This window comes from Kroppenstedtia sanguinis, from assembly GCF_050433445.1.
In the GTDB taxonomy this organism is placed as follows: domain Bacteria; phylum Bacillota; class Bacilli; order Thermoactinomycetales; family DSM-45169; genus Kroppenstedtia; species Kroppenstedtia sanguinis.
This window is the reverse complement of the sequence record NZ_JBNPXF010000017.1, coordinates 1-25,475: the sequence shown is the minus strand read 5'-3', so window position 1 is coordinate 25,475 and position 25,475 is coordinate 1. Positions and strand designations below refer to the sequence as shown.

General features: G+C 51.7%; 37 protein-coding genes. 35 read left to right on the top strand and 2 right to left on the bottom strand.

Annotation, left to right across the window (positions count from 1 at the left end; all coding sequences use genetic code 11):
• Positions 1-7 precede the first annotated feature (7 nt).
• The 30 genes from rplX (at position 8) to JOD24_RS10850 (ending at position 18,238) form a co-directional block, all read left to right on the top strand.
• Positions 8-382, top strand: coding sequence for a 50S ribosomal protein L24 (gene rplX, locus JOD24_RS10995; RefSeq protein ID WP_380166904.1), 375 nt, complete (start codon positions 8-10; stop codon positions 380-382).
• Between the two features lie 20 nt (positions 383-402).
• Complete coding sequence (gene rplE / locus JOD24_RS10990) at positions 403-960, top strand: 50S ribosomal protein L5 (RefSeq protein ID WP_380166902.1); 558 nt, start codon at positions 403-405, stop codon at positions 958-960.
• A 46-nt stretch (positions 961-1,006) separates the two neighbouring features.
• On the top strand, positions 1,007-1,192 hold the full coding sequence (locus JOD24_RS10985) for a type Z 30S ribosomal protein S14 (RefSeq protein WP_380166900.1): 186 nt from the start codon (positions 1,007-1,009) through the stop codon (positions 1,190-1,192).
• Positions 1,193-1,217: 25 nt separating this feature from the next.
• A complete protein-coding gene (gene rpsH, locus JOD24_RS10980) occupies positions 1,218-1,616 on the top strand; it encodes a 30S ribosomal protein S8 (protein WP_380166898.1) in 399 nt (132 codons plus the stop codon).
• 28 nt (positions 1,617-1,644) lie between these two features.
• On the top strand, positions 1,645-2,181 hold the full coding sequence (gene rplF / locus JOD24_RS10975; protein WP_380166896.1) for a 50S ribosomal protein L6: 537 nt from the start codon (positions 1,645-1,647) through the stop codon (positions 2,179-2,181).
• Positions 2,182-2,208: 27 nt separating this feature from the next.
• Positions 2,209-2,577 carry a 50S ribosomal protein L18 gene (gene rplR / locus JOD24_RS10970; protein ID WP_380166894.1) on the top strand — a complete coding sequence of 123 codons (369 nt, stop codon included), beginning with the start codon at positions 2,209-2,211 and terminating at the stop codon, positions 2,575-2,577.
• A gap of 17 nt (positions 2,578-2,594) precedes the next feature.
• Entirely contained in the window at positions 2,595-3,092 is a 498-nt protein-coding gene (rpsE, locus tag JOD24_RS10965) for a 30S ribosomal protein S5 (RefSeq protein ID WP_380166892.1), read from the top strand.
• Between the two features lie 12 nt (positions 3,093-3,104).
• Positions 3,105-3,293, top strand: a complete 189-nt coding sequence (gene rpmD, locus JOD24_RS10960) for a 50S ribosomal protein L30 (RefSeq protein WP_380166890.1) — start codon at positions 3,105-3,107, stop codon at positions 3,291-3,293.
• Between the two features lie 43 nt (positions 3,294-3,336).
• Positions 3,337-3,777: a 50S ribosomal protein L15 gene (rplO, locus tag JOD24_RS10955; protein WP_380166888.1), complete on the top strand. Its 441-nt coding sequence runs from the start codon at positions 3,337-3,339 to the stop codon at positions 3,775-3,777.
• Complete coding sequence (gene secY / locus JOD24_RS10950) at positions 3,777-5,090, top strand: preprotein translocase subunit SecY (RefSeq protein WP_380166886.1); 1,314 nt, start codon at positions 3,777-3,779, stop codon at positions 5,088-5,090. The genes rplO and secY overlap by 1 nt, the downstream gene beginning before the upstream one ends.
• Before the next feature lie 140 nt (positions 5,091-5,230).
• Positions 5,231-5,884, top strand: a complete 654-nt coding sequence (locus tag JOD24_RS10945) for an adenylate kinase (protein ID WP_380166884.1) — start codon at positions 5,231-5,233, stop codon at positions 5,882-5,884.
• Positions 5,881-6,627, top strand: a complete 747-nt coding sequence (map, locus tag JOD24_RS10940; protein ID WP_380166882.1) for a type I methionyl aminopeptidase — start codon at positions 5,881-5,883, stop codon at positions 6,625-6,627. Before JOD24_RS10945 ends, map begins: the two co-directional genes overlap by 4 nt.
• A 13-nt stretch (positions 6,628-6,640) precedes the next feature.
• Positions 6,641-6,949: an RNA-binding protein gene (locus JOD24_RS10935; RefSeq protein ID WP_380166880.1), complete on the top strand. Its 309-nt coding sequence runs from the start codon at positions 6,641-6,643 to the stop codon at positions 6,947-6,949.
• 4 nt (positions 6,950-6,953) lie between these two features.
• Complete coding sequence (gene infA, locus JOD24_RS10930) at positions 6,954-7,172, top strand: translation initiation factor IF-1 (RefSeq protein WP_380166878.1); 219 nt, start codon at positions 6,954-6,956, stop codon at positions 7,170-7,172.
• 99 nt (positions 7,173-7,271) lie between these two features.
• Entirely contained in the window at positions 7,272-7,385 is a 114-nt protein-coding gene (gene rpmJ / locus JOD24_RS10925) for a 50S ribosomal protein L36 (RefSeq protein ID WP_007505902.1), read from the top strand.
• Between the two features lie 18 nt (positions 7,386-7,403).
• A complete protein-coding gene (rpsM, locus tag JOD24_RS10920; RefSeq protein WP_380166876.1) occupies positions 7,404-7,772 on the top strand; it encodes a 30S ribosomal protein S13 in 369 nt (122 codons plus the stop codon).
• A gap of 21 nt (positions 7,773-7,793) precedes the next feature.
• Positions 7,794-8,195, top strand: a complete 402-nt coding sequence (gene rpsK / locus JOD24_RS10915; RefSeq protein ID WP_380166874.1) for a 30S ribosomal protein S11 — start codon at positions 7,794-7,796, stop codon at positions 8,193-8,195.
• Positions 8,196-8,384: 189 nt separating this feature from the next.
• A complete protein-coding gene (locus tag JOD24_RS10910; RefSeq protein WP_380166872.1) occupies positions 8,385-9,329 on the top strand; it encodes a DNA-directed RNA polymerase subunit alpha in 945 nt (314 codons plus the stop codon).
• Between the two features lie 31 nt (positions 9,330-9,360).
• Positions 9,361-9,750, top strand: a complete 390-nt coding sequence (gene rplQ, locus JOD24_RS10905; protein ID WP_380166870.1) for a 50S ribosomal protein L17 — start codon at positions 9,361-9,363, stop codon at positions 9,748-9,750.
• 103 nt (positions 9,751-9,853) lie between these two features.
• Positions 9,854-10,705, top strand: coding sequence for an energy-coupling factor transporter ATPase (locus JOD24_RS10900; RefSeq protein ID WP_380166868.1), 852 nt, complete (start codon positions 9,854-9,856; stop codon positions 10,703-10,705).
• Positions 10,681-11,544 (top strand): energy-coupling factor transporter ATPase, encoded by an 864-nt coding sequence (locus JOD24_RS10895; RefSeq protein ID WP_380166866.1) that lies wholly within the window; start codon positions 10,681-10,683, stop codon positions 11,542-11,544. The genes JOD24_RS10900 and JOD24_RS10895 overlap by 25 nt, the downstream gene beginning before the upstream one ends.
• Positions 11,541-12,338 carry an energy-coupling factor transporter transmembrane component T family protein gene (locus tag JOD24_RS10890; RefSeq protein WP_380166864.1) on the top strand — a complete coding sequence of 266 codons (798 nt, stop codon included), beginning with the start codon at positions 11,541-11,543 and terminating at the stop codon, positions 12,336-12,338. Before JOD24_RS10895 ends, JOD24_RS10890 begins: the two co-directional genes overlap by 4 nt.
• 16 nt (positions 12,339-12,354) lie before the next feature.
• Entirely contained in the window at positions 12,355-13,113 is a 759-nt protein-coding gene (gene truA, locus JOD24_RS10885) for a tRNA pseudouridine(38-40) synthase TruA (RefSeq protein WP_380166862.1), read from the top strand.
• Positions 13,114-13,265: 152 nt separating this feature from the next.
• On the top strand, positions 13,266-13,703 hold the full coding sequence (gene rplM / locus JOD24_RS10880; RefSeq protein WP_380166860.1) for a 50S ribosomal protein L13: 438 nt from the start codon (positions 13,266-13,268) through the stop codon (positions 13,701-13,703).
• A 19-nt stretch (positions 13,704-13,722) separates the two neighbouring features.
• The gene (gene rpsI / locus JOD24_RS10875; protein ID WP_380166858.1) at positions 13,723-14,115 is read left to right on the top strand and encodes a 30S ribosomal protein S9; all 393 of its coding nucleotides are present in this window, start codon (positions 13,723-13,725) and stop codon (positions 14,113-14,115) included.
• 113 nt (positions 14,116-14,228) lie between these two features.
• Positions 14,229-14,693: a hypothetical protein gene (locus tag JOD24_RS10870; RefSeq protein ID WP_429246905.1), complete on the top strand. Its 465-nt coding sequence runs from the start codon at positions 14,229-14,231 to the stop codon at positions 14,691-14,693.
• 63 nt (positions 14,694-14,756) lie between these two features.
• The gene (cwlD, locus tag JOD24_RS10865) at positions 14,757-15,494 is read left to right on the top strand and encodes an N-acetylmuramoyl-L-alanine amidase CwlD (RefSeq protein WP_380166854.1); all 738 of its coding nucleotides are present in this window, start codon (positions 14,757-14,759) and stop codon (positions 15,492-15,494) included.
• A 55-nt stretch (positions 15,495-15,549) separates the two neighbouring features.
• Positions 15,550-16,665 (top strand): P-loop NTPase, encoded by a 1,116-nt coding sequence (locus JOD24_RS10860; protein WP_380166852.1) that lies wholly within the window; start codon positions 15,550-15,552, stop codon positions 16,663-16,665.
• Positions 16,666-16,799: 134 nt separating this feature from the next.
• Complete coding sequence (locus tag JOD24_RS10855) at positions 16,800-17,471, top strand: ABC transporter ATP-binding protein (protein ID WP_429246904.1); 672 nt, start codon at positions 16,800-16,802, stop codon at positions 17,469-17,471.
• Positions 17,468-18,238 (top strand): ABC transporter permease, encoded by a 771-nt coding sequence (locus tag JOD24_RS10850; RefSeq protein ID WP_429246903.1) that lies wholly within the window; start codon positions 17,468-17,470, stop codon positions 18,236-18,238. The genes JOD24_RS10855 and JOD24_RS10850 overlap by 4 nt, the downstream gene beginning before the upstream one ends.
• A gap of 296 nt (positions 18,239-18,534) precedes the next feature.
• On the opposite strand, the gene gerD is transcribed toward JOD24_RS10850, so the two are convergent.
• On the bottom strand, positions 18,535-19,164 hold the full coding sequence (gene gerD, locus JOD24_RS10845) for a spore germination lipoprotein GerD (RefSeq protein WP_380166846.1): 630 nt from the start codon (positions 19,162-19,164) through the stop codon (positions 18,535-18,537).
• A gap of 271 nt (positions 19,165-19,435) precedes the next feature.
• Here gerD and JOD24_RS10840 point away from each other — a divergent pair, with 271 nt between their 5' ends.
• A complete protein-coding gene (locus JOD24_RS10840; protein ID WP_429246902.1) occupies positions 19,436-20,020 on the top strand; it encodes a KinB-signaling pathway activation protein in 585 nt (194 codons plus the stop codon).
• A 9-nt stretch (positions 20,021-20,029) separates the two neighbouring features.
• Here JOD24_RS10840 and pdaB read toward each other — a convergent pair whose 3' ends face one another.
• Positions 20,030-20,794, bottom strand: a complete 765-nt coding sequence (gene pdaB / locus JOD24_RS10835) for a polysaccharide deacetylase family sporulation protein PdaB (protein WP_380166842.1) — start codon at positions 20,792-20,794, stop codon at positions 20,030-20,032.
• 100 nt (positions 20,795-20,894) lie between these two features.
• Between pdaB and JOD24_RS10830 the strand changes: the two genes are divergently transcribed.
• The 4 genes from JOD24_RS10830 (at position 20,895) to JOD24_RS10815 (ending at position 24,584) form a co-directional block, all read left to right on the top strand.
• Positions 20,895-21,509 carry a stage II sporulation protein M gene (locus JOD24_RS10830; RefSeq protein WP_429246901.1) on the top strand — a complete coding sequence of 205 codons (615 nt, stop codon included), beginning with the start codon at positions 20,895-20,897 and terminating at the stop codon, positions 21,507-21,509.
• A 22-nt stretch (positions 21,510-21,531) separates the two neighbouring features.
• On the top strand, positions 21,532-21,948 hold the full coding sequence (locus JOD24_RS10825) for an OsmC family protein (protein WP_380166838.1): 417 nt from the start codon (positions 21,532-21,534) through the stop codon (positions 21,946-21,948).
• Positions 21,949-22,059: 111 nt separating this feature from the next.
• The gene (locus JOD24_RS10820; RefSeq protein ID WP_380166980.1) at positions 22,060-22,188 is read left to right on the top strand and encodes a TetR/AcrR family transcriptional regulator; all 129 of its coding nucleotides are present in this window, start codon (positions 22,060-22,062) and stop codon (positions 22,186-22,188) included.
• A 191-nt stretch (positions 22,189-22,379) separates the two neighbouring features.
• Positions 22,380-24,584: an MMPL family transporter gene (locus tag JOD24_RS10815; protein WP_380166836.1), complete on the top strand. Its 2,205-nt coding sequence runs from the start codon at positions 22,380-22,382 to the stop codon at positions 24,582-24,584.
• The last annotated feature ends 891 nt before the right edge of the window (positions 24,585-25,475 follow it).

Here is a 25,475-nt window from a genome sequence, read left to right as displayed (position 1 = left end):
TGCCGACATGGCCAAGCGACCGAACAAACTGCACATCAAGAAAGGCGATACCGTGATTGTACTGCGGGGCAAAGATGCCCCCACACGTGACAAGAACGGGAAATTGATCTACACCAAAGGGCGCGTCCTGAAGGTCTACCCTGCAGAACGCCGCGCGTTGGTGGAAGGGGTTAACATGGTGAAAAAGCACTCCCGCCCGACCCAGGACAATCCGCAAGGGGGCATTATCGAGCAGGAGGCTCCGATCCATATCTCCAACTTGATGCTGGAGGACCCGAAAACAAAACAGCCGACCCGAGTGGGTTACAAATTTATCGAAGACAAGGGTGGCAAACAGACAAAAGTTCGCTACGCCAAGAAGTCCGGCGAAGTGGTCGACTGACGTCCGGATCGGAAAGGAGGATGGAAACCGTGGCAATACTTCCATTGAAAGAACGGTACAAACAGGAAATTAGCCCATCCCTGATGAAGAGGTTTGATTACACCTCACCGATGCAAGTTCCTAAGGTCGAAAAAGTTGTTATCAATATGGGCGTCGGGGAAGCAGTCCAAAATGCGAAAGTGCTCGACGGAGCCGTGGAAGATCTGGCTCAGATTTCAGGTCAGAAACCTGTGGTGACCCGAGCCAAAAAGTCTATCGCCGGTTTCAAGCTACGGGAAGGGATGCCGATTGGAGCCAAAGTGACTCTTCGCGGCGAGCGGATGTATGACTTTCTCGATAAGCTCATCAACGTCGCTTTGCCCCGGGTTCGGGATTTTCGCGGAATTTCCCCGAAAGCTTTCGACGGTCGTGGGAATTACACCCTGGGCTTGAAGGAACAGTTGGTCTTCCCGGAAATTGAATACGATAAAGTGGATAAGGTTCGAGGGATGGATGTGGTGATTGTCACCACTGCCGATACAGATGAGGAAGCCCGTGAACTGTTGACCCAAATGGGAATGCCTTTCCGTAAACAGTGAACGGAGGAACCTATGGCACGACATTTTAATCAAAGGAGGGAATCCGTTGGCCAAGAAATCGATGATCACCAAAGCGAAAAAGAATCCGAAGTTCAAAGTCCGGGGCTACACCCGTTGTGAACGCTGCGGACGGCCGCACTCCGTGATTCGGAAGTTCCGTCTTTGCCGGATTTGTTTCCGTGAACTGGCTTATAAAGGGCAGATTCCCGGCGTCAAAAAAGCGAGCTGGTAATGGAGAGTGGAAGGAGGGATAACGCATGGTGATGACTGACCCGATTGCCGACATGCTGACCCGGATCCGTAATGCGAATCAGGTTCGACACGAGAGCCTGGAGTTGCCTGCGTCCAAGCTGAAGCGGGAAATTGCGGATATCTTGAAGCGGGAAGGTTTCATTCGTGACGCTGAGTATATCGAAGACGGGAAACAGGGGGTCCTCCGGATCTTTCTGAAGTACGGTCCTAACAACGAGCGTGTGATTACCGGACTGAAACGGATCAGCAAGCCTGGTCTGCGCGTCTATGTCAATAAAAATGAAATCCCGCGTGTACTCCGCGGTCTGGGTATCGCAGTCCTGTCGACCTCCAAAGGAGTTATGACAGACAAGGAAGCCCGTCAATCCAGTGTGGGCGGTGAAGTGCTGGCTTACATCTGGTAAGTACTGCATACGGACGGAGGTGAACGAGATGTCACGTATCGGTCGGAAACCGATCTCCATCCCCAACGGGGTGGAAGTAAAAGTGAACGGTACCGAAGTGACGGTCAAAGGTCCCAAGGGGACGTTGACCCGTGTATTGAACCCAGAAATCAACATTAAAGTGGAAGAGAACCAAGTGATCGTGGAACGCCCAAGCGACCATCGGAAACACCGGGCACTGCACGGTACAGTCCGGAGTTTGATCGCTAACATGGTAGAAGGGGTCACCAATGGTTTTAGCAAGACCCTGGAACTGGTCGGGGTGGGCTATCGGGCCCAGAAGAAAGGGAACAAAGTGGTTCTCAACGTGGGCTACTCCCATCCGGTGGAAGTAGACCCGATCGATGGTGTTGATCTGGATGTGCCTTCCCAGACCCAAATAGTGGTGAAGGGGATTGACAAGGAAAAGGTGGGTGCTCAAGCCGCCAATATCCGTGCCCATCGTGAACCCGAACCTTACAAAGGAAAAGGGATCAAGTACATCGATGAGCGCATCCGTCGCAAAGAGGGGAAAACCGGTAAGTAATGTTGACTGGAAAGGAGTGAATGCGGCATGATCCAGAAGCCTGACCGGAACAAGAACCGGAAGCGGCGTCACGTCCGGGTGCGGAGAAAAGTTGTGGGTACCCCGGATCGCCCCCGCCTGAACGTGTTCCGTTCCTCCAACAACATTTATGCTCAAGTAATCGACGACGCCCAAGGGAACACCTTGGTTTCAGCTTCCACTCAGGATGCTGAAGTGAAATCCAAGGGGATTCACGGCGGCAACGTGGAAGCGGCTCGTAAAGTGGGCGAATTGGTTGCCAAGCGGGCTAGTGAAAAAGGAATCGATCAAGTGATCTTCGACCGTGGGGGTTATCTTTACCACGGACGGATCAAGGCTCTGGCGGAAGGGGCCCGCGAAGGAGGTCTCAAGTTTTGAGCAAAGGAGGTAGAAGCATGCGCAACGATCATCCCAAAGACGACATGCTGGAGAAAGTTGTCAGCATCAACCGTGTGGCCAAGGTGGTGAAAGGCGGACGCCGCTTCAGCTTTAGTGCCTTGGTAGTCGTCGGGGACGGCAAAGGCAAAGTGGGCGTAGGGATCGGCAAAGCTGCTGAAGTGCCGGAAGCGATCCGCAAAGGTGTGGAAGTGGCTAAGAAAGACATGATCCATGTGCCCCTTCAGGAGACGACGATCCCTCATGAAGTGATTGGTCGCTATGGAGCGGGTCGCGTTTTGATGCTCCCCGCCACCGAAGGTACCGGTGTAATTGCCGGTGGTGCAGTGCGTGACGTGTTGACTGTGGCCGGTGTGGGTGACATCCTGACCAAATCGACGGGTTCTAACAACCCGATCAACATGGTTCGCGCCACTCTCAATGGGATTCAAAATATGAAAAAGCCCGAGGATGTCGCGAAACTGCGCGGTAAAACCTTGGAAGAGTTACTGGGATAAGGAGGGATGACCGTGGCGAAAAAACTGGCTATCACCCTCAAACGTAGTATGATCGGTCGTTCGGAACCTCAACGGGTCACCCTTCAGACCCTGGGATTCAAGAAACGGGAACAGACCGTCATTCAAAACGACAATCCTGCTATTCGCGGGATGATCGAAAAGGTGAAACACCTGGTTGAGGTGAAAGAAGTACAGGAGTGACGAAACCTCTTTTTTAAAGAGCTGACAAGAGGAGGTGTCTATGTTGAAACTTCACGAACTGAAACCGGCCCCGGGTTCTCGGAAAGAGAGAAACCGTGTGGGTCGTGGCATGTCTTCGGGAAACGGTAAAACCTCCGGTCGCGGGCAAAAAGGTCAGAAGGCTCGTAGCGGTGGCGGAGTTCGCCCTGGCTTTGAAGGGGGACAAAATCCGATTTATCGCCGTCTACCCAAACGTGGATTCACCAACATCAACCGCAAGGAGTATGCCTTGGTGAATCTGGAGACTCTGAACCGGTTTGAAGAGGGGACTGTGGTCACCCCGGAACTGTTACAGGAGATGGGTGTGGTGAAGAACCTGAAGGACGGTTTGAAAGTGTTGGCCAATGGAGACCTCAAGGTGAAATTGACGGTGAAGGCCCACAAGTTCTCTAAGAGCGCGCAAGAAAAAATTGCGAATGCCGGAGGCACGACGGAGGTGCTCTGATGTTTCAAACCGTGAGCAACATCTTCAAAGTGGAGGATCTTCGGCGCCGGATCCTGTTTACCCTGGCGATGCTGGTGGTTTTTCGGATCGGTAGCTACATCCCGGTGCCAAATACCAATAATGACGCTCTGAAGATGCTGGCAGAACAGAGTGCAGGCAGTGGTGTTTTCGGTTTGATCAACACCTTTTCCGGTGGGGCCTTTCTCAACTTCTCTATCTTTGCCATGGGGATTATGCCTTATATTACGGCATCGATTATCGTGCAACTGTTAAGCATGGATGTCATCCCCAAGTTTGCACAGTGGGCTAAAGAAGGGGAAGCGGGAAGGCGCAAGCTGGCCCGGGTCACCCGCTATGGAACTGTGATTCTGGGGCTGATCCAGTCGATCGGTCTCACCATCGGTTTTGACCGGGCGGGTGCCGGTTTTGGGATTAGTTTTATCGACAACCCCACCTTTGCCACTTATGCTCTGATCTCCCTCACCTTGACTGCAGGAACGGCCTTCTTGATGTGGTTGGGTGAACAGATCACGGATAAAGGGATTGGAAACGGGATCTCCATCCTGATCTTTGCCGGGATTATCGCCGGGATTCCGCCGGCTGCAACTCAGATCTATGAAACCATGTTTGCCAATGCCGGGGACGAAATCTTCCTCAGCATCGTGAAATTGGTTCTGATTCTGGCTGTGTTGATTCTGATCGTGGCAGGTGTGATCTTCATCCAGCAAGGAGTTCGCAAGATTCCTGTGCAGTATGCCAAGCGTGTGGTGGGTCGTAAGATGTTTGGCGGACAATCCACTCACATTCCGATGAAAGTGAATGCCGCTGGCGTGATCCCTGTGATCTTTGCCATGTCGCTGTTGATCTTCCCATCTACGATTGCTAGCTTCTGGAGCGGTAATGCGGTGGCGGATTGGATCGTTACCAATTTGAGTTTTAATGCACCGCTGGGCATGGTCATTTATGTCTTCCTGATCATCGGATTCACCTACTTCTACACTTTTGTGCAGATCAATCCGGTGCAATTGGCGGATCAGATGAAGAAAAACGGGGGGTATATCCCCGGCATTCGTCCGGGTAAGAACACCTCGGTCTATTTGACCAGAATCATGAACCGCATCACCTTGGCTGGGGCGCTCTTCCTGGCTGCCGTCTCCATTTTGCCCGTCTTTTTCACCAGTCTGGCAGGCTTGCCGCAATCCGTGCAGATCGGTGGAACCTCTCTGCTGATCGTGGTGGGGGTTGCTCTGGAGACGATGAAGACCATTGAGAGCCAGCTGATTAAACGGCACTACAAAGGCTTTATCAAGTGATCGGGGTCCCGGCTGATCCAAAGGGGCATCCTCACCGGACCCTTCATCACGCAGCCGATTCGCGGGTGGATCATCGAGCCTCATCTGTGCCGGAAGGCTGGATCCGTTCATAGCCTGCGAATCACCGGGAGGGATGAGATTTGAATATCGTGCTCATGGGATTGCCCGGTGCTGGGAAAGGAACTCAGGCGGACCGAATCACCGCAGAGCTTCATATCCCGCACATTTCCACAGGGGACATCTTCCGACAGGCGGTGAAGGAGGGGACGCCGCTGGGACTGGAAGCCAAGAAATACATGGATGAGGGCCAGTTGGTTCCTGACCGGGTCACGATCGGTATTGTGAAGGAGCGGTTAGGCAAAGCTGATTGTGCCGAGGGTTTTCTATTAGACGGATTTCCCCGCACGGTCCCCCAAGCTGAAGCTCTGGACGAAACATTGAAAGAGTTGGGCCGCTCCCTGGATCATGTTCTGTACATTGAGGTGGCGGAAGCTGAACTGTTGAAACGGTTGACCGGGCGCCGGATCTGCAGCGAATGTGGTACCACTTACCATGCAGTGTTCGATCCGCCAAAACAGGATGGGATTTGTGACCGTTGTGGTGGTTCTCTCTATCAACGGGATGATGATCGGGAAGAGACGGTGGCCAAACGGTTGGAAGTCAACTTGGGAAAAACCCGGGAACTGGTGGATTACTATCAATCCGAGGGGAATCTCCGTAGGATTGACGGAGCACAGCCCATTGACAAGGTGACTGAATCGATTCTAAAGGTACTCAGGGGAGCCATTCGATGATCATCCTAAAATCTGCAAAAGAATTGGAGCGCATGCGTAAAGCAGGACGTATCGTCTACGAGACGCACCAGATGCTAAAGGAGGCCATCCGGCCAGGAGTGACCACCCGGGAGTTGGACCGACTGGCGGAGAAGTTTATCCGCAAGCATGGGGCCACGCCTTCCTTCAAGGGATATAACGGGTTTAAAGGGAGCATCTGTGCTTCGGTGAACGAAGAGCTGGTGCATGGAATTCCTGGGGATCGGGTTTTGCAGGACGGGGATCTGATCAGCCTGGATATCGGAGCTTGCTTGGATGGTTATCACGGGGATTCAGCCTGGACCTATCCCGTCGGGAATATTTCCGAAGAGGCGGCCCGTCTTTTGGAAGTGACGGAGCAGTCTCTCTATGCGGGTCTGGAGCAGGCGAAGCCGGAGAACCGGATCGGAGATATCGCCCATGCCGTCCAAACTGTTGCCGAAACTGCTGGGTTCTCCATAGTCCGGGAGTATGTGGGTCATGGTGTCGGCCAAGAGCTACATGAAGAACCCAATGTCCCCAATTTCGGGCCTCCGGGGAAGGGTCCCCGCTTGAAACCGGGAATGACCCTGGCCGTTGAACCGATGGTGAACGCAGGCAAGCGTTATGTGCGAACGTTGGCTGACAACTGGACCGTCATCACACAGGACGGTTCCCTGTGTGCCCACTTTGAACACACCATCGCGATCACGGATCAAGGCCACGAAATATTGACCACAGCGTGAAAGGTGAAGGGTGATGGATGCGATGGATGCCGAAACCCGACCTCAAAAAGGACAGGTGGTCCAGGTGTTAAGGGGTCGTGAGGCGGGGAGATATGCAGTGGTGATCGGCGTGGTTGAACCCCACTTCGTCCTGTTGGTGGACGGGGATAAACGGAAGGTCGGCCAGGCGAAAAAGAAGAATATCAAGCATATCCAACTCACCCACTACATCGCCCGGGAAGTAGCGAATTCCTTGGAAAAGGATGGTCGGGCCGACAACGCCAAAATACGCTACGCCTTGAACCAATACCTGCTCCGGCAGGAGCGGAGAAAAGGAGAGTGAGTCAATGGCCAAAGAAGATGTGATCGAAGTGGAAGGCAAGATCATCGAACCTTTGCCTAATGCGATGTTCCGAGTGGAACTGGATAACGGTCATAAAGTCCTCGCCCACGTTTCTGGGAAAATCCGTATGCACTTTATCCGGATTCTGCCGGGGGACCGAGTGACGGTCCAGCTCTCCCCGTATGACTTAAGCCGCGGCCGGATCACCTACCGCTATAAGTGATGGCCCGGATGGGTCCCCTCGGATGTCGCACCGATCCAAATTGAAATCCGGATTTGTTACCGGAGAACTGACACCGAGTGGAAACAGGAGGGATACGAGATGAAAGTACGTCCTTCGGTCAAGCCGATCTGCGAAAAATGCAAAGTGATTCGCAGAAAAGGAACCGTTATGGTAATCTGTGAAAACCCCAAACACAAACAAAGACAAGGATAAGATAGGAGGTGTTCACCATTGGCTCGTATTTCGGGTATTGACCTCCCCCGCGACAAGCGAGTGGAAGTAGCGTTGACCTACATCTTCGGGATCGGTCGTTCTCGTGCCAAAGAAATCCTGAAGGAAACCGAGATCAACCCTGACACTCGGGTCCGTGATCTGACGGAAGATGAAGTTTCTAAGCTTCGTAGCACCATTGACAAAAATCTGGTGGTGGAAGGGGACTTGCGCCGTGAAGTCGCCCTCAACATCAAGCGGCTGGTAGAGATCGGTTCCTACCGTGGAATCCGCCACCGCCGTGGACTGCCAGTCCGGGGTCAGAAGAGCAAAACCAACGCGCGGACCCGTAAAGGTCCCCGTCGGACAGTCGCCAACAAGAAAAAATAACCGAGGTAAGGAGGGAGAAGAATGGCTGCTAAGAAACGGACAACGAACCAGCGCGTGAAACGCCGTGCACGTAAAAATATTGAATCGGGCGCGGTGCATATCCGCTCCACCTTCAACAACACGATTGTGACCATCACGGATCGGCGGGGGAACACCATCTCCTGGGCTAGCTCTGGCACTCTCGGTTTCAAAGGATCTCGCAAGAGTACACCCTTTGCTGCACAGATGGCTGCGGAAGCCGCTGCCAAAGAAGCGATGGAGCACGGCTTAAAAAGCGTCGAAGTGACGGTAAAAGGACCGGGGGCCGGTCGAGAAGCGGCGATCCGTTCTCTGCAGGCTGCCGGGCTGGAAGTCAGTCTGATTAAAGACGTCACCCCGATCCCCCACAACGGTTGCCGCCCACCAAAGCGTCGCCGTGTCTGATGCGTGACGCGGGTTGATTCCGGGATTGGCGTTGGTTTATACTGGTAGAACTATGTGTATAATGGTACTGGACAAATTTATTGGTTGGTTTACCCAACGATCCATCGGCCGGGAACACGCATAGATTTTCACCACGATTGACTGAAGACCACCCGGAATGCGACGTTCTGAAGGAGGGTTTCAAACCGTATGATTGAAATCGAGAAGCCGAAAATTGAAACCGTGGAAATCGGCGACGACGGCCGCTACGGAAAATTTGTCGTGGAACCCTTGGAACGCGGATACGGCACCACCCTTGGCAATTCACTCCGACGCATCTTGCTGTCATCTTTGCCTGGTGCGGCAGTCACCTCGATCCAGATTGACGGAGTTCTGCACGAGTTTTCCACAATTCCCGGGGTGGTGGAGGATGTTACGGAGATCATCCTCAATCTGAAGCATCTGTCTCTCAAGATTCACTCTGATGAAGAGAAAGTCTTGGAGATTGATGTGGAGGGTGGCGGGGATGTGAAGGCCGGAGATATCCGGGCTGATTCCGATGTGGAAATTCTTAACCCGGATCTTCATATCGCCACTTTAGCCAGTGATGGGCGCCTTCACGTCCGTATGACTGCTGACCGCGGCCGGGGTTATGTGCCGGCGGATCGAAATAAACGGGAGGAGCAGACCATCGGGGTGATCCCGATCGACTCGCTCTATACTCCCATCAAACGTGTCAACTATCAGGTGGAAAACACTCGGGTTGGCCAAGTGACCAACTACGACAAACTGACGCTGGAGGTATGGACGGACGGGAGTCTTCATCCCGACGAATCCGTCAGCCTCGGCGCCAAAATCATGACGGAACATCTGATGCTCTTCGTCGGTCTGACCGAAGAAGCCCAAGACGCCGAAATCATGGTGGAAAAAGAAGAAGACAAAAAAGAGAAGGTCATGGAAATGACCATCGAAGAGCTGGATCTCTCCGTCCGATCCTACAACTGTCTCAAGCGGGCCGGCATCAACACCGTCCAAGAGCTGACACAGAAGACGGAAGAAGACATGATGAAGGTTCGCAATCTGGGGCGTAAATCGCTGGAAGAAGTGCAGGAGAAACTCGCAGAATTGGGACTCTCCCTGCGCAGCGATGAGTGATCGCAATCTCTAAAAGAGGGAGGGGAAATCCATGGCATACTCCAAGCTGGGTCGCAACTCAAGTGCACGGAAAGCTCTGCTTCGTGACCTCGTGACTGACCTGATCATCCATGAGCGGATCGAAACGACTGAGTCCAGAGCGAAGGAAGCTCGTTCCATTGCCGATAAAATGATTACCCTGGCAAAACGGGGCGACCTCCACGCTCGCCGTCAGGCAGCCTCCTTTGTTCGTAACAATCGTTCCCGGACGGAACGGGAGGGAGAGCAGGACAACCACGAAAAGGTGGATGCAGTGAAAAAGTTGTTTGATGAAGTGGGTCCCCGTTATGAAGAGCGCAACGGTGGATATACCCGCATCATTAAAATCGGGCCGCGCCGCGGGGACGGAACGGAAATGGTTTATCTCGAATTAGTGGAGTAAGAAAATCATTTTTCTGGAACAAAGGGAGAGGGCAGGATCGTTCCGGTCCTGAAATCTGCCCTTTTTTCTTTATGGAGAAATATAGGTTCCTGAGGTGGATAAGATGGCGCCAATCCTGCAGTTGGACGGGGTAGGTTTTCATTATGATTCCCCGGGGGAAGGAATTGATCCGGAATGGATCCTCACCGGATTGAATCTTCAGGTGGAGCCTGGAGAATATCTGGCTGTCATGGGACCCAATGGCTCTGGGAAATCCACCCTTGCTAAACTGCTAAACGGATTGTTGACTCCCGTTGTAGGGAAAGTCCACGTAGGAGAACTGGACCCTACAAACGATCAGGACTTGTCGCAAATCCGTCGCAAAGTAGGGATGGTTTTTCAAAATCCAGATAATCAGATCGTGGGGACGACAGTGAAGGATGATGTGGCCTTTGGCATGGAAAATCTGGGGGTCCCGCGGGAACAGATGTTGCTCCGGATCCGTCAGGTATTGGCACGCACGGGTTTGACGGGATTAGAGGAGGCTTCTCCTCATCATCTCTCTGGGGGGCAGAAGCAACGACTAGCCATCGCCGGGGTGATCGCCATGCAGCCGGAGGTGATCATCTTCGATGAATCCACTTCCATGCTGGATCCCTTAGGGCGGCGGGAAGTGCTGCAAGTGATGGGGGAACTTCATCGCAGAGGAACCACCCTCATCCATATCACTCATTCCGCTCAAGAAGCTTATCGTGCAGAGCGGGTGTTGGTTCTGGTGGGGGGAGAATCCCAATGGGACGGGCCCCCCGCTCAGTTGTTCCGCAAAGGGGAACAGTTGGCTAATTGGTCCCTTGAGATGCCGATTGCAGCAGAATTAAAGGAACGGCTTCGGCGCCGGGGCATGCCCATCAAGGAAGAGATCACCGGGATGGAAGAGCTGGTGGATGATCTATGGACATTGTTATCCAAGACTTGACCCATATCTATATGGTTGGCACTCCCTTTGAACAGATCGCTTTGTCGGGGGTAGAGTTGGAGATCCCTTCGGGAGGGATCGTAGCCGTGGTGGGCGCTACCGGCTCGGGAAAATCCACCTTGATTCAGCATATTGCCGGTCTGTTGCCCCCTACCGGGGGACGGATTCGAGTGGGAGAGGTGGAGATCAGCCCCGACAGTCGGGATTTGTCCGCACTTAGAGGCCGGGTGGGGGTGGTGTTTCAATATCCGGAACACCAGCTGTTTGAGGAAACCGTAGCTAAGGATGTTGCCTATGGTCCGCGAAATCTGGGCCTGAGTGACAGGGAAGTGGATCGGCGCGTGGAGCAATCTCTGGACTGGGTGGGACTGAGCCTGGACTTATCCAAGCGCTCACCCTTTCAGTTAAGTGGTGGCCAAATGCGTCGGGTGGCTGTAGCTGGTGTATTGGCGATGCAACCCGAGATCCTGATATTGGATGAACCGACGGCAGGATTGGATCCTGTCGGACAACGTGAGCTTTTGAACCGGATCTACGCTTTGCACCGGGAGCGGGGGATGACGGTGATTCTCGTCTCCCACAGCATGGAGGAGGCGGCTCAGTACGCAGAAAAGATCTTTGTCATGCATCAGGGAAAAATGGCCTTTGCAGGAACCCCGGCTGAAGTCTTCTCCCAAGGGGAGCAGTTGGAAGAGTGGGGCTTGGAAGTGCCGGAGGTGGCGCAATTGACGCTTCGCCTTAATCAAAAGTTGGATCCGCCATTGCCGGCGGGACTGTTGACCCTGGATGCACTGGAACGAGAGATCCTCTTCCGTTGGAAACGGGGGCGAACCCGTTGATGCAAAATCCCATTCTGGGACAATACGTACCGGGTGACTCCCCTCTGCACAGGTTGGATCCCCGAGCCAAGCTACTGTTCGTCTTCAGCTTTATGGTTGTGGTCTTCCTCGCCAATAATGGGGCTAGCTATGGCTTGCTGGCAGGTCTGACAGTAGGGGCGCTGGTAGGGTCCGGTGTTCCCCTGAGAAACATCCTGCGGGGGTTGAAGCCGATTCTGTACCTGATCTTGCTGACGGGGATTCTCCATCTTTGGTTGACCCAGGGTGGAGGGGTGATTCTGGAATGGGGGCCCCTCGTGATCCATAAAAATGGAGCTCTGCAAGCGGTCTGGATCTCCCTGCGTTTTCTCATCTTGATTCTGATGGGGACCTTGCTAACTCTGACCACTTCCCCCATCGCCTTGACAGATGGCCTAGAACGTCTCTTATCTCCGTTAACCCGATTTGGCGTTCCCGCCCATGAATTGGCATTGATGATGTCGATCGCCCTTCGCTTTATCCCTACCTTATGGGAAGAGACGGATAAAATTATCAAAGCGCAGCGGGCGCGGGGGGCGGACTTTGAAAGTGGGGGACTGTTTAAGCGAGCCAAAAGCTATCTTCCAGTCCTGATCCCGTTATTTATCTCCTCTTTTCGCAGGGCGGAAGATCTGGCCTTGGCGATGGAAGCCCGCGGCTACAGAGGGGGCAGAGGGCGGACGCGGATCCGGGAGTTACATTGGGGAAGAGCGGATACGGTCACTCTGTTGCTATTGGCTCTGCTCACGGTGGGATTAGTATGGTTGCGGGACTGACGGGAGGGAGTCGACTGTGGGTAAAATCAAACTGACGGTAGCTTATGACGGCACCGACTTTTCCGGCTTTCAGCGTCAGCCGGGAAAACGGACCGTACAAGGAACCTTGGAAAAGCTCCTCACTCGTGTGACTGGAGAGAGCATCTCTGTCATCGGGTCCGGGCGCACAGATGCCGGAGTTCATGCACTGGGGCAAGTCATTCATTTCAAAACCTCGGTTCCGATTCCGACAGAGCGCTGGGTACGTCTGCTCAACGCTTCCCTCCCGCGGGATTTGCTGGTGACAGAGGCGAATGAGGTTCCTCTGGAATTTCACGCCCAACATGACGCCTGTTGGAAACATTACCGCTATACGATTGATACATCCTCGCTACCCGATCTTTTCCGTCGCCGGTATCAAACTCATTATCCCTACCCTCTCTCCTGTGTCCGTATGCAGAGGGCGACCGGATACGTGTTGGGCACTCATGACTTTACTTCTTTTTCCGCAGCTCGGGCTCAGGTGAAGGATCGGAGAAGGACTTTATATCGCTGTGAAGTGAAGGAAGTGGACCCCGGGATTTTCTCCATGGAAGTGGTGGGAAACGGTTTTCTTTACCATATGGTACGAATCCTCACGGGAACCCTGGTAGAGATCGGAGCCGGGAAAATCTCCCCTGAAGAAATGGGGGAGATCCTGCAGGCGAAAGACCGATCCGTTGCAGGGAAAACCTTTCCTCCAGAGGGCTTGACCCTGATGAAAGTGGGTTACACCCCCTGGAGCGGGAAACCGTGAAAAATCCCATCTCTTGACTTCTCACCCTTGTTGGTGTAATATGAGCGTTGGTATTTTTCCACTTGCCCCGGTGGAAACATGTTCGGCGCACGGTTGAAAAAAATGTTGGGATGTTATAGATTTATCTGTCTCTGATACGAGGAGGGAAAATGATGCGAACCACATACATGGCCAAACCGAACCAGGTGGAACGGAAATGGGTAGTGGTTGACGTTGCGGATCAGCCCCTGGGTCGCGTCGCCACGGAAGTGGCCACCCTGTTGCGGGGGAAACATAAGCCGGAATATACGCCTCACGTGGATACCGGTGATTTCGTAATTGTCATCAACGCTTCCAAAGTTCGCTTGACTGGCAAAAAAGCGGAGCAGAAAATGTATTATCGTCACTCGGGTTATCCAGGTGGAATCAAAGCCGTTTCCGCCGGTGATCTCCGAGAAAACCGTCCGGATCGCATGATCGAACAGGCTGTTAAAGGCATGTTGCCGAAGAATTCCCTTGGACGGCAGCAATTAAAGAAATTGAAAGTATATGCGGGATCGGAACATCCCCATGAAGCGCAAAAACCCGAAAAATGGGAAGTCAGAGGATAAGTAAAGGAGGGAACTGATTTTGGCACAAGTCCAATTTAATGGCACCGGCCGTCGCAAGGAGTCTGTCGCCCGTGTCCGCTTGGTGCCCGGTGATGGTCGCGTGGTGATCAACGGTCGGGACATGGACACCTATTTCGGACTAGAAACCCTGAAAGCGATTGTGAAACAACCCTTGGTTCTGACCGATACGGTGAATCGCTATGATGTCCTCGTCAATGTGGACGGTGGAGGTTTCACCGGTCAAGCTGGAGCGATTCGCCACGGAATCGCCCGGGCCCTCCTGAAAGTGGACCCGGAATTGCGCTCGACGCTTAAAAAAGCCGGCTTTCTGACACGGGACCCGCGGATGAAAGAACGGAAAAAGTATGGTCTCAAAAAGGCTCGCCGCGCTCCCCAATTCTCCAAACGGTAAATGGTATATCGAAAGTCCCCGCCTTTGGCGGGTTTTTTTAATGCCTGATTTTACAAAAGTAACCCCTGAACTCTCCGGCAACACTATGGGTACTCCGAACAGGGGGGTTCATGGTGAGTAAAGTAGTTTGGTTGGAGGTGTGGCGCCTCAATCGAGTGGAAAAAATGAGACAGGAGGCTCTCTACGGATTTCCATGGGGGAAGTTGTCCCGGTTGATCGACAGTGTGTTGGAGCCTGCTGTCAACTTTTTAGCCACACCGCAACGGGTAGCGATCGATGAGGCAGCATACCGATTAGCTTTTGAAGCTTATGTCTCCGGCATGGAAGCCAGCAGAAAAGGAGAAGTAGAATGTCCCCCCAGTCTGCCTGCCTCTGTGCGCAGGCGTTGGTGCAACCGAGTTTTTGGATACGAGGGCGGTCGACTGATCGGTCAAATCGCCGAGGAAATGGATGTCTTTCGGCAGCTGGACGAATGGACCGTCCAGTCGGTCATGTATTTTTTTGAAGAAGTCACATCCCGTTGGTTTATCCAGGGCGTCGATTACGGAATCCGACTGCGGAAGCGGGGGATCCTCTGACATAAGGACCCGACTCGTCCCATATATATGAATCAAATGAATCTGCGGGGGGAGTCGGCTCTGATGGAGAAACGGGGGGAGTGGTCGCGAAAGCGGAAGATAAGCTTAGGGATAGGGGCGGCATTGGCGGCTATCTTCCTGTGGGTGGCGGCCACTTATGGCATTCCAGGCAATTTAAATGTATGGAGTATGCCCTTGTCTGGCAAGGTGATTGTATTGGATCCGGGACATGGGGGCTATGATGGTGGGGCGGTCAGTCGGGAGGGGCTTCAGGAAAAAGAGGTAACCCTGAAGATTTCCCTTCTACTTCGAGATTATCTACAGGAATCAGGTGCACTGGTGTTTATGACCCGCGAAGTTGACAAGGATTTGGCGGGTGCCAGTCAACGAAGGCGGAAGGCGACTGATTTGATGGAGCGGGCCCGTATAGTCAAGACCAGCGGTGCAGATGTCTTTATCAGCATTCATCTCAATGCGATCCCTTCTCCCCGTTGGTCCGGTGCCCAAACTTTCTACTACCCCACAATGGAGGCCAATAAAAAATTGGCGGAAAGTATCCAGTCCGAACTGATTCGCAACCTGGATAACACAGATCGGAAGGCCCGATATAGCGGCGAGGTCTACATACTGAAGACATCCCCTGTACCTGCAGCCTTGGTGGAGGTCGGATTCCTATCCAATCCTGCCGAGGCGAGGATGCTGGGGGAGGGAGCTTATCAGAAGAAAGTAGCCTCCGCGATCTACAATGGTCTTCTTCGTTATTACTCGGTGGAGGATTCACAAAAGATGGGGGATAAATAAGTGTGTTATAATCAGGTTGAAAATGAAAATGTCACAGTCATCGAGGTGTGAGCCCATGCTGACCGTTGAAGAGATATTGGAAGCACTCCGGAAAGTGGAAGAGCCAGAGCTGAAGCACAATCTGGTGGCACTGAACCTGGTCCGCAACCTTCGGATCTTTGGGGATCGGGTGGCCTTGACCGTTATGCTTTTCTCCGAAGATTCTTCACATCGGGAACTCCTTCGGGAAAAGGTGGTTGCCACTCTTCGCCAAGCTGGCGTTGACCAAGTGGAGATTGAATTTGACACACTCTCTGCTAAAGAACAGGATGCTTTGGCAGAGAGGATTCGTCGGGAACATCAAGAAAAGGTTCGTACACGCCGGGCGGCTGGCCGCCCTGCCTTGCAGCAGGAAAATCAGATTCCTTCCATCTTGTCTAAAGACTCTCCCACCCAATTTATCTCGGTTGCCAGCGGGAAAGGTGGCGTTGGAAAGTCCACGGTTGCCGTCAACCTGGCTGTAGCACTGGCCCGGGAAGGAAAAAGGGTCGGAGTGATTGATGCGGATATCTACGGATTTAGTGTTCCGGATATGATGGGGATTGAAGAGCGCCCTGCGGTAGTGGATAAGACCATCTATCCTGTGGAACGCTTTGGCGTTAAAGTGATCTCCATGGGCTTTTTCGTGGAGGAAAATGCGCCTGTCATCTGGCGGGGGCCCATGTTGGGCAAAATGTTGCGCAACTTCTTCCAGGAGGTGGCTTGGGAAGAGCTGGATTATATGATCCTGGATTTGCCGCCGGGAACTGGAGATGTCGCCCTCGATATCCAACAGATGTTACCCCAAAGCAAAGAACTATTAGTTACCACCCCTCATGCCACCGCCGCTTTTGTGGCCGCCCGGGCAGGAGCGATGGCCATCCATACAAAACATGAGATTCTCGGTGTGGTCGAAAATATGGCCTATTATCAGTGCTCTTCCTGTGGAAACCGCGACTACATATTCGGCCGGGACGGGGGTAGAAAACTGGCTGAAGAATTGAATACGGAACTGCTCATCCAGATTCCCCTCGGGGCTCCCGACAACGGTGATCCTGAGGACCCTGAGTTTTCCCCATCTATATATGCAGAGGGGAGTCCAACAGGTCAACTTTACCGCGAACTGGCACGAAAAGTATCGAACCGGGTCTGAACGCGATCCCGTCGGTCACAGAGAAGGAAATCAGCAGATACCAAGGATCCTGATGGCGAATCGGAAGGAGCGATGAAGCCACCGACACCGGCCCTCGCCGGTGTCTTTATTTTGGAAAGAAAGGAGATGGGCATATGGGAGAGTTGATCCGAATCGATGAGGTGAGCAAAGGGTACCCGAGCGCCCATGGGACTGTAACCCCTCTGAATAAGATATCTGCTGAGATTCCCAAGGGGAGATTGTCCGTCTTTATGGGTTCCTCAGGAACAGGGAAGAGCACGTTATTTCGTCTCCTGAATCGCCTGGAAAATCCCGATGAAGGGGAGATCACTTACCTGGGGATTCCCCTGACCCAATGGGACCCGGTTCATCTGCGGCGGGAGATACATTATGTTCATCAAACTCCGATTTTGTTTTTGGACACTGTCGAGGAAAACCTGTCTTACCCTTTGTCTCTTCAAGGAGAAAAGGCATCAGCGGATCAGATGAGAGGGGTGCTGAAACAGGTGGGATTGTCAGAGTCCTTTCTGAAGAGGCCTGTGGATAGCTTGTCGGGAGGAGAGAAACAACGAGTCAATCTGGCCCGCTCTTTGATGCTGAATTCCCCTGTCCTGATGTTGGATGAACCGACATCCTCCCTCGATCCCCAAAGTACTGAAACGGTGGAAAAAATGATGATCCGTGTACGGGATTTGGGTCGCACCGTTCTGTTGATCAGCCACCAGCGGGAGCAAGCGGAAAGAATGGCTGATCTGTTATGGAAACTGGAGGAGGGACAGTTGATCTTGGAAGAGGTGAAGAAATGAGCGCCACCGCAACCCTCTCCACATTAGGGTTTATACTGATTGCCATGGTTCTATCCCTCTGGTTGAAATTGAAGTTGGAGCGGGATATTTTGATCGCCACCATTCGGGCGGGGATTCAATTGATGGCGATCGGTTACGTACTGCAATTGATCTTTGCTGCGGATCAGTGGTATTACATTCTGGGGATGATCCTTTTGTCTATCACAGTGGCAGCCCGGAACTCAGCATCCCGGGGAGCCGGTATACCTTGGATTTTTACCCGGGTTTTTGTCACCATCGCAACTGTATGCGGTTTTACATTGGGGATGATGCTTTTGTTGGATATGATTGAACCTCGCCCCCAGACTTTGATTCCCCTCAGTGGCATGCTGGTGGGCAATTCGATGGTGGTCTCCTCTCTCCTGTTGAACCGGATAAAAGAAAATGCGGAGACGATGAAAGAAGAGATCTGGGTGGCACTCTCGCTGGGCGCAACTGGAGCGCAAGCCAGTCGCAGGGCTACCCATCGGGCGATTCGGGCCGGGATGATCCCGATGATCGATTCGATGAAGACAGTGGGATTGGTTCAACTCCCTGGAATGATGACGGGTTTGATCCTCGCCGGGACGAGCCCGGTGGAAGCGGTTCGCTATCAGTTGTTGGTGATGTTCTCCTTTACCGCATCCAGTGCGCTGGTCAGCATTTTGTTGGGATTGATGGTGTATCCGACACTGTTTAATTCCGCCCACCAGTTTGTTGGCTGGCAACAGACGGAGGGAGACAAGTGATGGTGCCCTTGGGGGGAAGATCTGAGCTCAGGTTTGTTGATTGATTCGCCCCCTATTTTGGTCTACCACGCTCGGGTTGCCATCCGGCACAAGGAAGTGAAATCTGGCCGCTCCAAATCTGACCATCGGGCAGGAGCAAAACCTTACGGAAGCAACACAGGGAAAAGGTTGCCCTTAAACTCTAGAGCTTCAGCTCTTTTAAATTGTAGTGCCCGTGGCACAAAGGTTGCTTTGGCAACATTACGACTCCCTTCCGTCACCTATTTTCTGGTTAATCAACAGCACTGATCTGAGCTTTATAACCCGGTTTCACTCTGTTTTTTTCCTCCCTCTTCCTGGCTCCCTCCTTGTTGGCCGCCTTTTTTCGAAGGTGACTCTTTCATGGATTCACTGAGCAATTTGAGAAACTTCTCTTTGAAAATGGGGCTTTCCAAGGTTTCCTCCATCACTTTTTGCATCTGCTTCCGGTTTTCTTGGCTTTTCATCACTTGATGCAATTGCTTGGAGAATTCTGGGTCTTTAAGTATATCCAGCATCATCTTCTGATATTCAGGATCCTTCATCAGCTGTTTTAAAAGATTTTTCTGCTCTTTTTGGGTCGCTTTGGCAAAACTGGCGGCTACCTGTGGCTTTTTGAATAGCCTTTCCAGCTGTTTTTGCATTTGTGGGTCGGTTATCGACTGATGGATCGTTTTTTCAAGATCCTGATCCGAAATGATGATTTCTCTTTTAAATTCAGGTTCCTGCATGACTTCTTTTAAGGCTTTTTTTCCTTCTTGAGTATGGAGGACATCCATTACCAACTGTTTGGATTCCTGATACCCCTGTTGTTTGCCCTCGGGCTTGGGGTTGGGGCTACAGGAGGTGAGGATGACCAGGAATATGGATAAGATCAATAGGAGTGCCCGTCGTAGGGTTCTGTCCATGAAAGGTCCGCCCTTCCCTTGAGAATCTTACCATTAATATGAGCAACCTGGGCGGATTTATAACCATGGAGACAAGGGGTGAGCTCGCCATATTTTGGGTAACAGATTGCGTCTACTACGAGATCGTTGGGATACAAGGTAGTTCCTCTTGGCGGCGATCCCTGTTCTCGTACACTTTGTCACGAAACGCTCCGTTTTCCATTCTGAGTGATCCCAGTTATAATGAAATGAAAGAATGGCAATGGGTATTTTCAAAGGAGAGGCCAAATACATGACAATCCGAAAGATGTTTTTCCTTTTTTGGACCACTGTAGTACTGGGTATTGTGACCGCACCTGTGGCGAGCTTGCTCGTCAACTGGCTCTTCGGCTCCCCAGGAGTGAGCTTCATCTCAATGTTGTGGGCCGGGGTGCTGTACGGGGTGGTAGCCCAGATGGGCTTCTTTGCCTATCTGGTGTTTAACATGGTAGCCAAGGGGTTTATCCGCAATCCTTACGTTTACCAAACGTTGCAATTGCTTGCGTTGGTAGGGGTGTTGGTTTGGCTCTATCAGACCTCTGCTGCAAAAACCGGGACCCCCGGACCTTGGCTTTTACCCTTGGTGATTTTGGGGGTAGGGCTAGTGGCCGCCTGGTTTAAGGTGAAAGCGACTTCGCGAGCTTCCTGGATTCCGGCCATATTTTTTATGGTGGCTGCTACAGTCCTCGAGGCTATCCCTTCCCTGGAGCAAAATTCTTTCCCGATGATTCTGATGATGGTATTGGTGTTGCTGGTCTGTAACATGTGGCAATTGATGCAACTCCATCGGTTGCTGGATCACGGGGCAGATAACAAACAAAAGAGCCGGACCTCTTGAATCCGGCTGTTAATCGACAGGATTCAGTTCCACTTGGGAACCGGCGATCAATTCAGAGACGGTGACGAATTGATATCCTTTTTTCTTAAGTTTATCGATGATTACTGGCAAGGCTTCGTGCAGTTGTTTGCTGGAATCGCTGGCATGCATCAGGATGATGTCTCCGGCGTGGGCCCGGCTGATCACGCGGTTGATGATTTTCTCCTTGCCGGGATTCATCCAATCCAGAGAGTCGGTGTCCCACTGAATGGAGGTATACCCCAACTGGTCGGAGATTTTCAATACGCGTTTGTCAAAGTCCCCGTTGGGATAACGGATCAAGTTGGGCTCTTGTTTGGTTAACTTCGTCAAAATCTGGTGAGACTTGCGGATCTGTGTTCGGATCTGTTCTTCGCTCAAGGTACTGTAATTAACGTGACGGTGGCCATGACTCCCAATTTCAAAGCCGAGGTCTGCAATCCGTTTCACCACGTCTGGGTGGGTTTCCGCCCAGGGAGAAGAGAGGAAGAAGGTTGCTTTTTTAACTCCTTTTTGTTCCAATGCATCTAGGATTGGGCCTGTCCGTTCTTCCCCCCAACTGATGTCAAAGGTTAATGCCAACTGTTTTTTATCTGTGTCCACACTATAGATTGCGGCCGGACCTGAATTCAGAGGCATAAATACTTGGATGTTCTGTTGTTCGGCATAGAAGATACCCAATGCGAAAAAGATCGCCACCACGGCCATCAGGGCCCTTCTGATCCGTTTCCCGGATAAAACCCAAAAAAATCTCATCGCCTCACCTCCAACCCCTTCGTATGGGCTTTGGTACCTGTCCCATACTAAATGTATTCCGGTGGACGAGGGTTATGAATGAATTCGAAGGAGGGTTGGTATGCGCCGTTTTTTAGATGCGATCCGCGCAGAGAAAAAATTGATTACCATCGCTTCTCTGCTGTTTATCCTGTCCATTGTGGCAGGATACCTGGCAAGCGGTCCCGCGAGTGAATGGTTGAAGCAGTCCGGGGTGTGGGATCAATTCATGGAAAAAGCGAAAACGATTGAGAAAAATCCTAGCTGGTGGGCAGCCTTTGGGCTTATATTTGCGAACAACATGTTCGCTTCGATGACGATGATCGGAACCGGTCTCTTTTTCGGGATTTATCCGCTGATGGGATTGGTTTTTAACGGGATGCTGGTGGGGGTGATCCTGGGAACCGCATCTGAACAGTCGGGAATCCATCCATTAACTCTGTTCATTACACAAATTCTCCCTCACGGAATCTTGGAATTGCCGGCGGTGATCCTAGCTGTAGCTTATGGAATCCGGCTGGGGATCCTGGTATTCCGTAGCATGATTGGATGGGGCTCTCCTCGCCTCAGAAAAGAAAACCGGAGAGCCTGGTCCGATTATCTGAGGCGGATTACACCGATGATCATCGGGATTATGGTGATGTTAGCAGTAGCCGCCGTCATCGAATCGGGGCTGATCGTCGCCTATGCCAAATAGAGTGAAACAGGGAGGAAACATCATGAAAACAGACCTTCACTGGAAAGGGAAAATGCAGTTTGAAGCCCGGACACCGTCCGGCCATGGGGTTACCCTTGATGCTTCTCCTGAAGTGGGTGGAGAAGACCGAGGGCCCCGGCCGACGGAACTGCTGCTCACGGCAGTGGGAGGCTGTTCGGGTATCGATATTGTCAGTATCCTGGACAAGATGCGCCTTCAGGTGAAATCCTTTGATATGGAAGTCTCGGGAGTACGAGCAGAGGAGCATCCTCGCCGGTTCACCCAAGTCCACATCCATTATCGTCTGGAGGGGGATCTGCCGGAGGAAAAAGTGAGACGAGCGGTGGATCTCTCCAGGGACAAGTATTGTTCCGTTTCCCAATCTCTCGGGGCGGATGTGACCACTAGTTTTGAAATCAATGGAAAAAGGTTTGATTGATGAAAAACCGCAAGCCCTCTGAGGGCTTGCGGTTTTTTAGTTTAGGTTGCCGGGGTGTTAAATGTGTAGGGGAAAGAGCAGGAGGATCCCTGTCCATGATCGAACGGGAACATTTTTGGAATACTTTCCGATCGACTGGGCGTGGGAAGAAGTACGATCTACGAATATTATTCCAGTAAGGAACAGCTGATCCTCGTTTATATGGAGCGGTTGATGAACCAGATCATGAAGGAATGTTAAGAATGGGCATCGGATCGTCCTTGAAGCGATTAAAGGGGCATATATTAAAAATGACGGGTATAGCTGGTTCGAATGTTCCCAGATGGATGTGTGTTAGACCATTTGATTTTTTGCGTGAATCTGACACGTGTGTCAGATTATCTTTTTTTACCGCCCCACATTTTGTGATAAACGGTAGAGGAGTGTAAAGGATGAAGCGCTGGATTCAATTGTTGACTTCGGCGGTTTCCAGTCGGAAGGGAGCCAAGGTCAGTCTCATTGTCTGGTTGGTTGCGGCCATATTGATCAGCGGACTCTCGGCTAGGGCTAATGAATATGCTGTAAATGTCAATGGCAGTGATTTGCCGGAGCAAGCGAAGTCTGTCATTGCTGGGAAGGAATTGAAACGTTATTTTCCTGATGAAGGGGGGACACCGGCACTTCTTGTCTTTCATCATCAGGATGGGCTAACATCCGACGACCTGAAACAGGTTGGCGAAATGAGTAAGTATCTACATTCAGATGATGCTCCGGATACGATCAAGGAGGCACCTCCTTATCACCAGTTGCCAAAACCTGTCCAACAATCTTTTTTGTCAAAGGATAAAACGACACTGATTTTGCCAGTGATACTCAAAGATGGGCTGGAGATGTCGGACATTAATGAAACCATCACTCAGCTCCAGGAAAAGGGGGATTCGTTTCTTTTCGGTTCCACTGAGCTGAAAATAACGGGGCCGGCAGGGATTGCATCCGATACGATCGCCATTTTCTCCAATGCGGATTTGGTACTTCTTTTTTCCACCATCGGGCTGATCTTAATCCTTTTGATCGTGATCTATCGGTCTCCGTTGCTTGCTGTCATCCCCTTGTTGGTGTCGGGAATCGTATATCAGGTGATGGACCGATTCCTCGGATTTGCGGCCAAGAGCGGTTGGTTCGAGCTGGATTCTCAATCGGTGTCCATTGCGAGCATTCTTCTGTTTGCCGCTCTGACCGACTATTCGCTGTTGGTTTTTTCTCGGTTCCGTGAGGAGTTGAAGAAACGGGAAAATAAGTATGACGCCATGAGTGAAGCAATGAAGCAGGTGTGGGAACCTATATTTTTCAGCGGTGGTACCGTTTTGGCCGCCATGCTAGTTCTGTTTATCGCTGATTACAAACCGTACCACAGCTTCGCACCGGTCTTCTCCATCACGATGGCGATTATTCTGGTTGCCGGACTGACTCTGGTGCCATCTCTGTTTGCCCTGTTTGGCCGTAAGGCTTTCTGGCCTTCGATCCCCAAGGTGGGAGATCCGAAAATCAAAAAGGATTCGTTCTGGTCCCGGGTGGGCAGATTTGTGATCCGTAAACCGGGAATCATCTCCATTGTGATGGTGGCTGTGTTGGCCTTGTTTGCTCTCAATATGACGCAGACTCAATACTCCTTCAACCTGATTAAATCATTCCCTGAAGATATGAACTCACGGGTTGGTTTTGAACTGTTGGAAGATCACTATTCCAAAGGTGATTTGGCTCCCACCACCCTATTATTGACGGGATCGGAGAATCTCCGTCATAAAGAACTGTTGGCTTTGCGGGATTGTCTGGAAAATCAGGAGGGTGTAAAGAGGGTCTCCACCGATCTGGAGCCGGCTCACGGAGGAACAGCTGCCGTCATGAAAAACGAAGAGATCGTGACAGAAGACGGGAAGGCTACCCGTATCCAATTGACCTTCAAAGACAATCCTTACGACCGATCTTCTTTGAATTATTTGGAGTCGATCCAAACGCATTCAGATGATATTTTGAGGAAAAGCGGTTTGTCCCCGGAAAACCACACCCTCCAATTTGCAGGGGAAACGGCAAAGCAAGTGGACGTACGGGAGTTGAACGAGAGCGACACGAAATGGGTGATTCTGTTTATCACTCTCTTGATCACCCTGTTGCTGGGGGTTCAAACCCGTTCCCTAGTGGCACCACTGTATATGATCGCCACGATTCTCCTCTCCTATGGAGCGGCGATGGGACTCAGTACGTTCATCTTTGACAAGATATTCGAGCTGCCTGAGATGAGTTATCGCATTCCATTGTACACCTTTGTGTTCTTGGTCGCCCTCGGAGTGGACTATAACATCATGTTGGTATCCCGGATTCGGGAAGAAAACAACCATCTTGAACTGAAAGAGGCGATCAGCAGGGGAGTGTCTATGACCGGGGGCGTAATTTCCTCCGCCGGTGTGATTCTCGCGGCCACCTTCGGTGTTCTCATGACCCAGCCCATCCTGGAGCTATTTATGTTTGGTTTTGCTGTGGGTTTGGGGATCTTAATGGATACTTTTCTGGTCAGAGGATTGCTTTTGCCATCTGTGATTACGTTACTTGGGAAAATCAGCTTTTGGCCTTCCAAGGTTAAGGTGAATGAGGAAGTTTAATTAACTTACCACCATACTATTCATCTCTACTGAACTGGAAGAGTGGCAGAAGCGTAGAATGGGAGGAAAGGCTGTCCGGTTGATGGACGGTAAAAGAGACTGGATCAAAACCAGGCGTGTTGATTAGCCATATTTTGGATGGGGAGATCGTGTTCACCCACGCGACCGTTGCCATCCGGCAAGGAAGTGAAAACTGGCCGCTCCAAATCTTCCGATCGGACAGGGGCAAAGCCTTATGGAAGCAACACAGGGAAGAGGTTGCCCCTAAACGCCCTCTCTCCAGATTCTCCGCTGGGTAGGATGGCTACCTTCATCTAGAGCTTCAGCTCCTTTGGATTGTAGTGCCCATGGTACAAAGGTCGCTTTGGCAGAACACGACTTCCTTCCGCTCATTTTCTGGTTAATCAACAGCCCTGGATCAAAACAATTTTTGGTGGTATCCCAATGTATTTATATGTTGCTCTCCGGGATCATGGTGTTTGTGAAGCCAGGGCCCGAGTGGTTCCCCTCTTCTGGATAACCTTCAAGGAATGGGGAAACCAGGTCTCCACAAGGTGTTTGTTCTGTTTCGCCAGAGGGAAAATAGGTTGATATACAAGCGCTCCTCTTCGGAGGAACGCTTTTTTCTTCTATAAATAAAAAGGTGTTGACTCTACTCCGGAAGGCATGCTAATATACTATTTGTCCTTGAGACAACGAATAGCGGTGTAAACCGCTCAACAAAACAAATCAAGAAAAGCTGTTGACAAGAACAACTGAGCATGATAAGATAGATCTTGTCGCCGCGAAAGAGGCAAGCGCCTCGGAAACGGCTATAAACAGCGAGATCGAGCGTTCCTTGAAAACTGAAGAGCGAATGAACGACCCTGTCATATTATGAGCAATCAACTC

Bases quoted from the DNA above. Each gene is read 5' to 3' on its own strand.
- secY (WP_380166886.1), top strand. From the start codon at position 3,777: ATGTTTCAAACCGTGAGCAACATCTTCAAAGTGGAGGATCTTCGGCGC.
- JOD24_RS10855 (WP_429246904.1), top strand. From the start codon at position 16,800: ATGGGAGAGTTGATCCGAATCGATGAGGTGAGCAAAGGGTACCCGAGC.
- rpsH (WP_380166898.1), top strand. From the start codon at position 1,218: ATGGTGATGACTGACCCGATTGCCGACATGCTGACCCGGATCCGTAAT.
- pdaB (WP_380166842.1), bottom strand. From the start codon at position 20,794: ATGAGATTTTTTTGGGTTTTATCCGGGAAACGGATCAGAAGGGCCCTG.
- map (WP_380166882.1), top strand. From the start codon at position 5,881: ATGATCATCCTAAAATCTGCAAAAGAATTGGAGCGCATGCGTAAAGCA.
- JOD24_RS10860 (WP_380166852.1), top strand. From the start codon at position 15,550: ATGCTGACCGTTGAAGAGATATTGGAAGCACTCCGGAAAGTGGAAGAG.
- cwlD (WP_380166854.1), top strand. From the start codon at position 14,757: ATGGAGAAACGGGGGGAGTGGTCGCGAAAGCGGAAGATAAGCTTAGGG.
- JOD24_RS10910 (WP_380166872.1), top strand. From the start codon at position 8,385: ATGATTGAAATCGAGAAGCCGAAAATTGAAACCGTGGAAATCGGCGAC.
- JOD24_RS10830 (WP_429246901.1), top strand. From the start codon at position 20,895: ATGCGCCGTTTTTTAGATGCGATCCGCGCAGAGAAAAAATTGATTACC.
- rplE (WP_380166902.1), top strand. From the start codon at position 403: ATGGAAACCGTGGCAATACTTCCATTGAAAGAACGGTACAAACAGGAA.
- rpsE (WP_380166892.1), top strand. From the start codon at position 2,595: ATGCGCAACGATCATCCCAAAGACGACATGCTGGAGAAAGTTGTCAGC.
- gerD (WP_380166846.1), bottom strand. From the start codon at position 19,164: ATGGACAGAACCCTACGACGGGCACTCCTATTGATCTTATCCATATTC.
- rplF (WP_380166896.1), top strand. From the start codon at position 1,645: ATGTCACGTATCGGTCGGAAACCGATCTCCATCCCCAACGGGGTGGAA.
- JOD24_RS10895 (WP_380166866.1), top strand. From the start codon at position 10,681: ATGGACATTGTTATCCAAGACTTGACCCATATCTATATGGTTGGCACT.
- JOD24_RS10815 (WP_380166836.1), top strand. From the start codon at position 22,380: ATGAAGCGCTGGATTCAATTGTTGACTTCGGCGGTTTCCAGTCGGAAG.
- rplR (WP_380166894.1), top strand. From the start codon at position 2,209: ATGATCCAGAAGCCTGACCGGAACAAGAACCGGAAGCGGCGTCACGTC.
- rpsK (WP_380166874.1), top strand. From the start codon at position 7,794: ATGGCTGCTAAGAAACGGACAACGAACCAGCGCGTGAAACGCCGTGCA.
- rplM (WP_380166860.1), top strand. From the start codon at position 13,266: ATGCGAACCACATACATGGCCAAACCGAACCAGGTGGAACGGAAATGG.
- JOD24_RS10935 (WP_380166880.1), top strand. From the start codon at position 6,641: ATGGATGCGATGGATGCCGAAACCCGACCTCAAAAAGGACAGGTGGTC.
- infA (WP_380166878.1), top strand. From the start codon at position 6,954: ATGGCCAAAGAAGATGTGATCGAAGTGGAAGGCAAGATCATCGAACCT.
- JOD24_RS10900 (WP_380166868.1), top strand. From the start codon at position 9,854: ATGGCGCCAATCCTGCAGTTGGACGGGGTAGGTTTTCATTATGATTCC.
- rplX (WP_380166904.1), top strand. From the start codon at position 8: ATGGCCAAGCGACCGAACAAACTGCACATCAAGAAAGGCGATACCGTG.
- JOD24_RS10840 (WP_429246902.1), top strand. From the start codon at position 19,436: ATGACAATCCGAAAGATGTTTTTCCTTTTTTGGACCACTGTAGTACTG.
- rpmJ (WP_007505902.1), top strand. From the start codon at position 7,272: ATGAAAGTACGTCCTTCGGTCAAGCCGATCTGCGAAAAATGCAAAGTG.
- rplQ (WP_380166870.1), top strand. From the start codon at position 9,361: ATGGCATACTCCAAGCTGGGTCGCAACTCAAGTGCACGGAAAGCTCTG.
- JOD24_RS10850 (WP_429246903.1), top strand. From the start codon at position 17,468: ATGAGCGCCACCGCAACCCTCTCCACATTAGGGTTTATACTGATTGCC.
- JOD24_RS10825 (WP_380166838.1), top strand. From the start codon at position 21,532: ATGAAAACAGACCTTCACTGGAAAGGGAAAATGCAGTTTGAAGCCCGG.